Source organism: Kluyvera georgiana ATCC 51603 (assembly GCF_001654985.1).
GTDB lineage: Bacteria > Pseudomonadota > Gammaproteobacteria > Enterobacterales > Enterobacteriaceae > Kluyvera > Kluyvera georgiana.
The window spans coordinates 1-11,426 of sequence record NZ_LXEU01000033.1 but is presented as its reverse complement, the minus strand read 5'-3'; the positions used below and the strand labels follow the sequence as shown (position 1 = coordinate 11,426).

Annotated in this window: 10 protein-coding genes; 6 read left to right on the top strand and 4 right to left on the bottom strand. The window is 55.3% G+C overall.

Going from position 1 to position 11,426, the window contains the following annotated elements; translation table 11 throughout:
- Window positions 1-48: 48 nt before the first annotated feature.
- Window positions 49-924 carry an extended-spectrum class A beta-lactamase CTX-M-152 gene (locus M989_RS07190; protein ID WP_064543755.1) on the bottom strand — a complete coding sequence of 292 codons (876 nt, stop codon included), beginning with the start codon at window positions 922-924 and terminating at the stop codon, window positions 49-51.
- Between the two features lie 467 nt (window positions 925-1,391).
- On the opposite strand from M989_RS07190, the gene ypdK reads away from it, so the two are divergent.
- The gene (gene ypdK, locus M989_RS25480) at window positions 1,392-1,463 is read left to right on the top strand and encodes a membrane protein YpdK (RefSeq protein WP_100249902.1); all 72 of its coding nucleotides are present in this window, start codon (window positions 1,392-1,394) and stop codon (window positions 1,461-1,463) included.
- 64 nt (window positions 1,464-1,527) lie between these two features.
- Here the strand turns inward: ypdK and alaC are convergent, their stop codons facing one another.
- Window positions 1,528-2,754, bottom strand: a complete 1,227-nt coding sequence (alaC, locus tag M989_RS07185) for an alanine transaminase (protein ID WP_064543753.1) — start codon at window positions 2,752-2,754, stop codon at window positions 1,528-1,530.
- A gap of 391 nt (window positions 2,755-3,145) precedes the next feature.
- Between alaC and M989_RS07180 the strand changes: the two genes are divergently transcribed.
- Both M989_RS07180 and M989_RS07175 read left to right on the top strand, forming a co-directional pair.
- Window positions 3,146-4,843, top strand: a complete 1,698-nt coding sequence (locus M989_RS07180) for a sensor histidine kinase (RefSeq protein WP_064543752.1) — start codon at window positions 3,146-3,148, stop codon at window positions 4,841-4,843.
- 12 nt (window positions 4,844-4,855) lie between these two features.
- The gene (locus tag M989_RS07175) at window positions 4,856-5,593 is read left to right on the top strand and encodes a LytR/AlgR family response regulator transcription factor (RefSeq protein ID WP_064543751.1); all 738 of its coding nucleotides are present in this window, start codon (window positions 4,856-4,858) and stop codon (window positions 5,591-5,593) included.
- A 57-nt stretch (window positions 5,594-5,650) separates the two neighbouring features.
- Here M989_RS07175 and glk read toward each other — a convergent pair whose 3' ends face one another.
- Complete coding sequence (gene glk, locus M989_RS07170) at window positions 5,651-6,616, bottom strand: glucokinase (RefSeq protein ID WP_064543747.1); 966 nt, start codon at window positions 6,614-6,616, stop codon at window positions 5,651-5,653.
- A gap of 245 nt (window positions 6,617-6,861) precedes the next feature.
- Between glk and M989_RS07165 the strand changes: the two genes are divergently transcribed.
- On the top strand, window positions 6,862-8,100 hold the full coding sequence (locus tag M989_RS07165; RefSeq protein ID WP_064543745.1) for an ion channel protein: 1,239 nt from the start codon (window positions 6,862-6,864) through the stop codon (window positions 8,098-8,100).
- Here the strand turns inward: M989_RS07165 and M989_RS07160 are convergent.
- Entirely contained in the window at window positions 8,097-9,755 is a 1,659-nt protein-coding gene (locus M989_RS07160; RefSeq protein WP_064543743.1) for an alpha-keto acid decarboxylase family protein, read from the bottom strand. The genes M989_RS07165 and M989_RS07160 overlap by 4 nt on opposite strands.
- A 172-nt stretch (window positions 9,756-9,927) precedes the next feature.
- On the opposite strand from M989_RS07160, the gene mgrA reads away from it, so the two are divergent.
- Window positions 9,928-10,926, top strand: a complete 999-nt coding sequence (gene mgrA, locus M989_RS07155) for an L-glyceraldehyde 3-phosphate reductase (RefSeq protein ID WP_064543741.1) — start codon at window positions 9,928-9,930, stop codon at window positions 10,924-10,926.
- A 125-nt stretch (window positions 10,927-11,051) separates the two neighbouring features.
- Window positions 11,052-11,375, top strand: a complete 324-nt coding sequence (locus tag M989_RS07150) for a DUF2502 domain-containing protein (RefSeq protein WP_064543739.1) — start codon at window positions 11,052-11,054, stop codon at window positions 11,373-11,375.
- The last annotated feature ends 51 nt before the right edge of the window (window positions 11,376-11,426 follow it).

The following is an 11,426-nucleotide window of genomic DNA, read 5'->3' as shown; positions in this document are numbered from 1 at the left end:
AGAATACAAATAGTAAGTGGAGCGAAAAATCACTCCACATGGTGAGTATTAATAACCGTCGGTGACAATTCTGGCGGCAGCAGCGAGCACGTCACGACGGCTCTCTGCCTTCGGCTCCGACTGGGTGAAGTAAGTCACCAGAACGAGCGGCGCGCGACCTTCCGGCCAAATAACCGCGATATCATTCGTCGTACCATAATCGCCGCTGCCGGTTTTATCCCCGACAACCCACGATGTGGGTAGCCCTGCCTGAATGCTGGCAGCGCCGGTGGTGTTGCCTTTCAGCCACATCACCAGCTGCGCACGCTGAGTGTCACCCAGGGCATTGCCCAACGTCAGATTGCGCAGAGCCTGCGCCATCGCTAACGGCGTGGTGGTATCGCGCGGGTCGCCGGGGATCGCGGTGTTGAGCGTCGGCTCGGTACGATCGAGCCGGAAAGTGTCATCGCCAATCGCACGAGCAAATGCCGTCACTTTACCCGGCCCCCCGAGATGGGCAATCAGCTTATTCATGGCAGTATTATCGCTGTACTGCAGCGCCGCCGCGCTCAGCTCCCCGAGTGTCATCGTGCCATTGACGTGCTTTTCAGCGATTGGGTTGTAGTTAATCAAGTCTGAGGACTTAATTTCAACCCGCTGACTCAGTAAGTCCTTTTGCGTTTCACTTTGCTTAAGCACCGCCGCCGCCGCCATCACTTTACTGGTGCTGCACATAGCAAAACGCTCGTCGGCGCGGTAGAGCGTCTGCGTGTTATCGGCGGTGTTAATCAACGCCACACCCAGTCGTCCCCCGCTGCTTTTCTCCAGCGCCGCCAGCTTTTGCTGAACATCGTTCGCGTGGGCATACAGCGGCACACTGGCCAACAGCAGCGAAACACAGGCTGTCGTCATTAATATCGCCCGCCTTACGCTTTTTCTCATCATCCTAATCCCCTGAACATTCAATTCGTGTGAGTGAAGTATTCACAGTGAGTACAAAAAGTAAAAAACAAAAAACACGCGTCCCCTCTTAACTCCACTCGGTCACACCAGGAATTGTCGCCAGGATAGCATTTTCGGAATAACGCCAGAAAAATAGGCGCAAAATCAATAGGGTTTAAGGTGTCATCAGAGGCAAAACGAAGCGTCGCCAGAATGAAATTTATTACCGTATGAAATTAAAGTGTCGTCGAATCACGACAGTCGTAAGTAACTAAAAATTAATAAAAAAATCCCTCTTGTCTCCCCCATTTTTTAGGCGTACATTAGCGCCATCTGGAGCACAACAGCACAGAATTCTGAGGTGATGCCAGCCGCGAAAGAGGTCCGTTTTTTTCGTCGGTTGTTACCAGCTCGCAGTACCACTACCGTTCATAAGTGCGTAGAAAAAAAGATACGCGGAGAGATGAGTCGTGAAATATTTCTTTATGGGCATTTCCTTTATGGTCATCGTTTTTGCCGGCACCTTTGCCCTGATGATCTAGTCGATAAAAATGCAAAAAAAACAGGAGCCATCTGGCTCCTGTTTGCATTTCTGCGAGCGAAAAATTATCCCGCTGATTTTTGCTCTGACGGCAGCAGACCGTCGGCACGGAACATCGCTTTAATTCCGCGCACCGCCTGACGAATACGATCGCGGTTCTCAATCAACGCGAAACGTACGTGGGTGTCGCCGTAGTCACCAAAACCGATGCCTGGCGAAACGCATACTTTGGCGTCCTGCAGCAGCTTTTTCGCGAACTCTAAGGAGCCCATCGCCGCATAGTGCTCGGGTATTTTGGCCCACACGTACATCGATGCTTTCGGCATTTCAACCATCCAGCCTGCTTCATGCAGCCCCTTCACCAGCACATCGCGGCGACGTTTATACTGCGCAGCGATATCACGTACGCATTGCTGATCCCCTTCCAGTGCGGCAATCGCCGCCACCTGTAGCGGAGTGAAGGTGCCGTAATCGTGGTAGCTCTTAATCCGTGCCAGCGCGTTAACCAGCGTTTTATTACCGACCATAAAGCCGATACGCCAGCCCGCCATATTGTAGCTCTTAGAGAGCGTGAAGAACTCTACCGCCACGTCGCGCGCGCCGGGCACCTGCATGATCGACGGCGCTTTCCAGCCATCGTAAACGATATCCGCGTAGGCCAGATCATGTACCACCAGCACGTCATAGCGTTTAGCCAACGCGACCACCTTTTCGAAGAACTCCAGCTCAACGCACTGGGCAGTCGGGTTCGACGGGAAGCCTAAAATCATCATCTTGGGTTTCGGATAGCTTTCGCGAATGGCGCGCTCCAGCTCGTTGAAGAAATCAACGCCTTCCACCAGCGGTACGGAACGCACCTGCGCCCCGGCAATCACCGCACCGTAGATATGAATGGGATAGCTTGGGTTGGGTACCAGCACGGTGTCGCCGTGATCGAGCGTCGCCAGCATCAGGTGCGCCAGCCCTTCTTTCGAACCAATAGTGACGATCGCTTCGCTTTCCGGGTCAATTTCAACGTCATAACGGTCCTGATACCAGCGCGAAATGGCGCGACGCAGGCGCGGAATACCGCGTGAAGTTGAGTAACCATGGGTGTCCGGGCGTTGGGCCACGGTGCAGAGCTTTTCGACAATGTGCGCAGGCGTGGCGCCGTCTGGGTTCCCCATGCTGAAATCAATAATATCCTCGCCGCGCCGACGCGCAGCCATCTTAAGTTCAGCGGTGATGTTAAAAACGTACGGGGGTAAGCGATCGATACGCGTAAAACGGCGTTCAGAGCTGGATTCAGCCATAGGTTCCTCAGGATTACGTAAGCGCCCGAACCGTTCGAGCGACGCTGCCACCGATGTGGCATGAACAGAAAATAACCTGAAAAAATTAGCGCTGTCGAGAGGGTAAGCAAAAAAATGTTTTATCGGTAAAAAGAGGAACCAATGAAAACGAGAATCATTAATTAAAATAAGGGATTCAATGTATATAAAACACAATGGCAACAATAAATTATCCATTGTTTTTCATTGCAGGCAGTTCAAGTCCCCCCTGAAGTGGCCATCTCTTCTTGTACAATACGTTTGCCTGACAATCCCCTTTTAAAATTAAGGTTTTTCCCTATTCCGCGTACTGCTGGTCATCTGCCCTCGGGTTACTTATCATAAGACTTTACTGAAAACATTCGGCGCCCCCATGCACGAAATATTCGATATGCTGCTCGCGGTCTACGACCGGGCCGCATTGATGCTGATCTGCCTCTTTTTCCTGATCCGTATCCGGCTGTTCCGCGAACTGTTGCACAAAACGGCCCATACCGCGAAAGAGCTGCTGGCCGTTACCGTCATCTTCTCGATGTTCGCCATCTTCAGCACCTGGTCCGGCGTGCCGGTTGAAGGCTCGTTGGTTAACGTTCGAATTATCGCGGTGATGTCCGGTGGGATCCTCTTCGGCCCGTGGGTAGGCGGCATCGTAGGGGTGATTGCCGGGATCCACCGTTACCTGATTGACGCAGGCGGTGTCACCGCCGTGCCGTGTTTTATCACCAGTATTATCGCCGGGATCCTGTCCGGGCTGATTAACCGCCGGGTACCGAAAGAGCTGCACTGGAAGATTGGTATCCTCGGCGGCATGCTGTGCGAAACGCTGACCATGATTCTGGTGGTCATCTGGGCGCCCAGCATTGCGCTCGGCGTCGATATCGTGTCGAAAATCGGTATTCCGATGATTGCCGGCAGCGTGTGCATCGGTTTTATTGTCCTGCTGGTGCAAAGCGTAGAGGGCGAGAAAGAAGCCAGCGCCGCGCGTCAGGCCAAGCTAGCGCTGGATATAGCCAATAAAACGCTGCCGCTATTTCGTCAGATTAACAGCGACACTCTGCGCCAGATTTGCGACATCATTCGTCAGGATATTCGCGCCGACGCCGTCGCCATCACCAACACTGAACGCGTGCTGGCCTATGTCGGCGTCGGGGAAGATAACTACCACAATAACGATGACTCCATCAGCCCGGTCACCCGTCAGGCGATTAACAACGGTGAAATCATCATTAAAAACAATGATGAAGCCTATCGTACGCCGGAGATTCACTCGATGCTGGTGATCCCGCTGTCGGAGAAAGGCGTGATTACCGGTACGCTCAAGATCTACTACTGCCACGCGCACCAGATCACCTCCTCGTTGCAGGAGATGGCTATCGGCCTGTCGCAGATTATCTCCACGCAGCTGGAGGTCTCTCGTGCCGAACAGCTGCGCGAGATGGCAAATAAGGCAGAGCTGCGCGCGCTACAGAGTAAAATCAATCCCCATTTCTTGTTCAACGCGCTGAACGCCATTTCATCATCCATTCGCCTTAATCCGGACACAGCGCGGCAGCTGATTTTCAATCTGTCGCGCTACCTGCGCTATAACATTGAATTAAAAGACGATGAGCAGATAGATATCCGTCGGGAGCTGTATCAGATTAAGGACTACATCGCCATTGAGCAGGCGCGTTTTGGCGACAAGCTGACCGTTATCTACGATATTGATGATGAGGTGAACTGCGTGATTCCCAGCCTGCTGATCCAGCCGCTGGTTGAGAACGCCATCGTACACGGTATTCAACGTAGCAAAGGCAAAGGCGTGGTGACCATCAGCATTGCCGAGTCGGGCAACCGCGTGCGTATTGCCGTACGTGATACCGGGCCGGGTATCGATCCCCTGGTCATCGCGCGGGTGGAAGCCAATGAAATGCCTGGCAATAAAATTGGTCTGCTGAACGTCCATCACCGAGTCAAACTGCTGTACGGTGAGGGATTGCATATTCGCCGACTCGAGCCGGGAACGGAGATCGCGTTCTATATTCCCAACCAGCGTACGTCCGTTCCGGCCGCCGCCACCTTATTGCCCTAACCCGGAGTCACCATGAAAGTCATCATTGTCGAAGATGAATTCCTGGCGCAACAGGAGCTAACCTGGCTGATTCAACAACACAGCCAGATGGAGATTGTCGGCACCTTTGACGACGGTCTGGACGTGCTGAAATTTTTGCAGCACAACAAAGTGGACGCGATCTTCCTCGACATCAACATTCCGTCACTGGACGGCGTGCTGCTGGCACAGAACATCAGTCAGTTTGCCCACAAGCCGTTTATCGTGTTTATCACCGCGTGGAAAGAACATGCGGTGGAGGCCTTTGAGCTGGAAGCGTTCGACTACATTCTGAAACCGTATCAGGAATCCCGCATCGTCAGCATGCTGCAAAAACTGGAAGCGGCCTGGCAACAGCAGCAATCGAGCATCGTCAGCAGCAGCCCCAGCGCACCCCGTGAAAACGACACCATTAATCTGGTGAAAGATGAACGCATCATCGTGACGCCCATCAGCGATATCTACTACGCTGAAGCGCACGAAAAGATGACTTTCGTCTACACACGCCGCGAATCGTACGTGATGCCGATGAACATTACCGAGTTTTGCAGCAAGCTGCCGAGCAGTCACTTTTTTCGCTGCCATCGTTCATTCTGTGTGAACCTGAATAAAATTCGCGAGATAGAGCCGTGGTTTAATAACACCTACATTCTACGCCTGCGCGACCTTGAGTTTCAGGTGCCGGTGAGCCGCAGTAAGGTGAAAGAGTTTCGGCAGATCATGCATTTGTAGCCGCTGACGGAACATCGACGGCAGGAATGAGCCCGGGAAAACCCCGGGCTCTGTGTATTACAGCACCTGACCCAGCGTCTGACGCAGGTGCGCGCCGGAGCCCAGCAGGCCCGGATTGTCGTGAATAATCAGATACACCGGGATCGGGTGTACATAGTCTTTGAAACGACCTTTGTCTTCGAACCCGCCGCGGAAGCCGGACGCTTTAAAGAACTCAAGGAAGCGCGGCACAATGCCACCCGCAATGTACACGCCGCCGAAAGTGCCCAACGTCAGCGCTAAATCACCGCCGAAGCGGCCCATGATCACGCAGAACAGCGACAGCGCGCGACGGCAGTCGGTGCAGGTGTCTGCCAGCGCGCGTTCGGTAATATCTTTCGGCTTGTAGTTTTCCGGCACCCGGTTGTCCGACTTGACGATAGCCCGGTACAAGTTCACCAGGCCAGGACCGGAGAGCACGCGCTCAGCGGAAACGTGGCCAATCTCTTCACGCAGCACTTCGAGGATAATCCCCTCTTCTTCGCTGTTTGGCGCAAAGTCGACGTGGCCACCTTCGCCCGGCAGGCTAACCCAGCGCTTGTCGACGTGAACCAGATGCGCCACGCCAAGGCCGGTTCCCGCGCCGTAAACGGCGATCGGCTTACCTTCAACCGGCTCGGTGCCGCCAAACTGGATCAGATGCTCTTTTTTCAGCATCGGAATCGCCATTGAGACGGCGGTGAAATCGTTGATGATTTCCAGGTGCGAGAAACCCAGGTTTTTCTTCATTTCCGCAATGGAGAACTGCCAGGTGTGGTTGGTCATCGCCACCCAGTCACCGGTAATCGGACAGGCAATGGCGATACAGCCGTCTTCGACCGACACGTTATGCTCGTCGAGATAGACGCGGACAACGGCTTCCAGGCTTGGATAATCCAGGCCGGAATAGGTTTTCGCCTGCGAAATTTCACCGCTGGCTAAATCGCACAATGCCAGACGCGCATTGGTGCCCCCAACATCACCCACTAAAGCAAACTTTGTCATTCCTTTACGGCTCCGCTAAAGTCAGAATAAATCTTTGCCACACTGTAAATTCAAGGCGCGTTAACAACAATGACGATTATGTTGGCGCCCCAGGATTATCGATCCAGGTCACATTTTTTGCGTATTTTTTAGCAGGTATAGAACGGGATAAGCTGTAGGGCCGTATCGTTTCAGCATCATTTGCGCTGAACATCGGCTCGGGAAAATGCACAGTAAACTCAGTATTCAGCAAAAAGGATATCACCATGCTCCACCCGCGAGCCCGAACGATGTTGTTGCTCTCCATCCCCGCGGTATTGATTGGCATCGCCTCCAGCCTGATTTTGATCGTGGTGATGAAGATTGCTACGGTGCTCCAGCATCTGCTGTGGCGCAACCTACCGGATGCGCTCGGCATGGATATGAATTCGTCGCTGTGGATTATCCTGATGCTGACGCTGACCGGTCTCGCCGTAGGTCTGGTGATTCGTTATAGCCCAGGCCATGCGGGCCCGGATCCCGCCAGCGAGCCGCTGATCGGCGCCGCGGTTCCCGTCGCACATCTACCGGGGCTGGCGATCGCCTTGATCCTCGGGCTGGCGGGCGGTGTAAGCCTGGGCCCAGAGCACCCGATTATGTCGGTCAACATTGCGCTGGCGGTGGCGCTGGGCGCACGCTTCTTCCCACGAGTCAGTTCGCTAGACTGGACGATTCTCGCCGCTGCCGGCACCATTGGCGCACTGTTCGGAACGCCGGTTGCCGCCGCGCTTATTTTTTCCCAGACGTTAACCAGCAGTAATGATGCGCCGCTGTGGGATCGCCTGTTTGCTCCTCTGCTGGCTGCCGCCGCGGGCGCGTTGACCACAGGCCTGTTCTTTCACCCTCAGTTCTCACTCCCCATCGAGCATTATCAGACGATGCGCATCGTCGATATTTTCAGCGGCGCGATGGTCGCTATCATCGCCATCGCCATCGGTATGATCGGCGTCTGGTGCCTGCCGCACCTGCATGGGTTAGTTCACCGTTTAAAACATCCGGTGCTAATTCTCGGCGTCGGTGGATTTGTACTGGGGATTATCGGCACGATTGGCGGCCCGTTAACGCTGTTTAAAGGGCTGGATGAAATGCAGCGCCTGACCGCCGGGCAAAATTTCGGCGCAGGCGACTATATGCTCTTCGCGCTGAGCAAACTGGCGGCGCTGGTCGTTGCGGCGGCCTGCGGTTTCCGCGGCGGGCGCATATTCCCGGCGGTATTTGTCGCCGTGGCGCTGGGGTTGATGCTGCATGCGCACGTGGAAGCGGTACCGGCCGCGATTACCGTCTCCTGCGCCATTATGGGGTTAGTGCTGGTGGTCACCCGCGATGCCTGGCTCAGCCTGTTTATGGCCGCAGTCGTCGTACCGGATACCACGCTGCTGCCGCTGCTGTGTATCGTGATGCTCCCCGCCTGGCTATTGCTGGCGGGGAAACCTACGATGATGGTGCCGCGTAAGCGTAAGGATTAACGGCCGCTGTTTCGCGCCTCCAGCGCGTCGGTAACGGCTTTAAGCAGCGGAGGGATGTCCATTTTGGGTAGCATCACCTCCAGCAGCGTCAGCCTGTCGCGGCGCGCGGCGCGCGCCAGCGCATCGTTCAACTGCGCGACATTGCTGACCTTCCAGCATTCGGCCTGGCTGTCGAGATTCAGTGCCTGTGGCAGCAAGGTCCAGTTCCACAGGCTAATCTCGTTATAGCGCTGCTCTGGCCCATGGATCGCGCGCTCAACCGTATAGCCTTCATTATTCAGTAACAGAATCAGCGGCCGCTGCCCGTCCCGCAACATGGAGCCTAGCTCCTGAATGGTCAACTGCGCCGCACCGTCCCCCACCACCAGCATCACGCGCCGGTCCGGACACGCGGTTTGTGCGCCGAATGCGGCAGGTAAAGTGTAGCCAATCGATCCCCACAGCGGCTGAACCAGCAAACTGGCGCCGGTGGGCAGCGTTAATGCCGCGATACCAAAGGCAGCCGTCCCCTGATCGGCCAGCACAATATCGTGCGGTTGCAGGTATTTCTGCAGCGTTTGCCAGAAGTGACGCTGGGTCAGATGCCCGGTGTCGAGCACCGCTGGCGAGGATATCCGCCGGATATCGGTGTGCCATGGGGCTAAATCTTCGCTCAACGTTATCAGCGCGTTCACCGCCGACTGCATGTCAATACCGCTAAACCAGCGGGTGCCTACGCGAGTGGAAAACGGCTGTACCTCGATTGATTTTTCCGGCGCAATCCGGTGAGTAAAGCCAGCGGTGATGGTGTCGGTAAAACAGGTGCCGACGCAGACGATCGCCTCTGCATCCTCGATAGCCTCTCGCGTTTGCGGCAGACTCGCCCCGCCGCTGTACGTGCCGACAAATCCCGGCTGTTGTTCATCAAACAGCCCTTTCCCCATCAGCAGCGTGGCGTGTGGAATGGGACGCGCACGCATCCACTGATTGAGCGTCGCCTGAAGCCCAAATCGATGAGCCAGCACGTCCGCCAGCAAAGACACATGCGAACATCCCTCCAGCAGGCTACGCGCATGATGAACAAAATCCTCCAGTTGAGCCCTATCCGATACCCGTGGCGCTGCGGTGAGAGCGTTTACAGGTTTCGCCGTCGGCAGCGCGGCAACATCGGCGGGAAGCAGCAGGTAGCCAGGCCGACAATATTGCCTCACCGCCAGCAGCACGCGATCGATCTCCTGACAGGCGTTTTGCGCCGTCAGCACACCCTGAGCGACGGAAATTGGCGCACTCATCTGGCGGAAATGGTCAAAGTCGCCGTCACCCAACGTGTGGTGTAAACATTCGCGACGCAGCTGCGCGCCGGTACAAGGGGCACCGACGATATGCAGCACCGGAACGTGCTCGGCGAAGCTACCGGCCACACCGTTCAGCGCGCTAATTTCCCCCACGCCGTAAGTGGTCAGCAGCGCGCCACAGCCCTGCATTCGCGCGTAGCCATCGGCGGCATAGGCCGCGTTCAGTTCGTTAGCGCAGCCCACCCAGCGCAGCGTGCGGTGAGCAATGACGTGGTCAAGAAACTGGAGATTGTAGTCGCCGGGTACGCCAAACAGACTCTCGACGCCACAGTCAGCAAGACGGTCAAGCAGGTAATCTGCCACGGTATAGGACGAAGCCATGGTGCCACTCCTTCAGCCGGTTATTTCTTTGAGTATTGAAGAAGTGTTAAGCGTGTCCAGTATTGATAAGAAAGTCCTCTGGAAAGCAAATTTTACAGATTTCAGCTGTGTACGCGCGAAGAGACATTCGTTAGTGTAAGCGCATACACAACCGGAAATTCTGGAGGACACAATGGTTTACCAGGCAAGTCCAACACGTTATGAGACTATGACGTTTCAGCGCTGCGGCAACAGCGGCCTCAAACTGCCCGCCGTTTCACTGGGGCTGTGGCATAATTTTGGCGATGAAACCCGCGTAGAGAACAGCCGCCAGCTGCTTCGCCACGCGTTCGATCTCGGCATAACCCATTTCGATCTCGCCAACAACTACGGGCCACCGCCAGGCTCCGCTGAGAGCAACTTTGGCCGTATTCTGCGCGAAGATTTTCTGCCTTATCGCGACGAACTGATTATCTCCAGCAAGGCTGGATACACCATGTGGGATGGTCCGTACGGTGACTGGGGTTCACGTAAGTATCTGATTTCCAGCCTTGACCAGAGTCTGAAGCGCATGGGTCTTGAGTACGTGGATATTTTCTACCACCATCGCCCGGACCCCGAAACGCCGCTGCTGGAGACCATGCGCGCGCTGGATCACGTCGTCCGTCAGGGCAAAGCGCTGTACGTTGGGCTTTCCAACTACCCGGCGGAACTGGCGCAGCAGGCAATTGACATACTCAACGATCTGGGCACCCCCTGTCTTATCCACCAGCCGAAATACTCCATGCTGGAACGTGGAGTGGAAAACGGCCTGTTGAACGTGCTGCAGCAGGAAGGGGTCGGCTGTATCGCCTTCTCACCGCTGGCCGGTGGGCAGCTTACCGACCGTTACCTGAACGGCATTCCTGCCGACTCTCGCGCCGCCAGCGGCAGCATCTTCCTCAAGCCAGAACAGCTCACTGATGGCAAGATTAACGCCGTTCGCCAACTGAACGAACTGGCAGAACAGCGTGGACAGAAACTGTCGCAGATGGCGTTGGCGTGGGTACTGCGTCAACAGGCGGTCACCTCGGTTCTGATTGGCGCCAGCAAGGTCTCACAGCTGGATGACGCGATCGGTATGCTGGCAAACCGTCATTTCAGCGCCGCAGAATGTGCCGAAATTGATACCATTTTGCGTAGCATAAAATAACGACTATTTTAGCAAAAAGTGCGCTCTCCTGGCGGTTTAAGAGTTAACCCAATAATTCGTATGTTTACCGAATTGTAATATTGCGTTAACAGGCCTTTCTGGCCACGATCGTATAGGAGAGAAGTATGTTCAGGTCACTGATTCTGGCGGCAGTGTTGTTAGCATCGGCCCCGATGTTCGCTAATGCTGGCGAAATCACCCTGCTGCCATCCGTAAAATTACAAATTGGCGATCGCGATAATTACGGTAACTACTGGGACGGCGGCCGCTGGCGCGACGGCGACTACTGGCATAAACACTGGTATCGCCACGACAACGGCTGGCATCGCGGTTGGGACAAACGAAATAAGGCCTACGAGCGCGGCTATCGCGACGGTTGGGGCGACCGTGATGACCATCGTGGACGCGGGCGCGGTCATGGACACGGCCACGGACATGGTCACCACTAGTTTCCATTATTCAGGCGCTGCGCCTGAATAACAAAAAAAGAGCCTACGGGC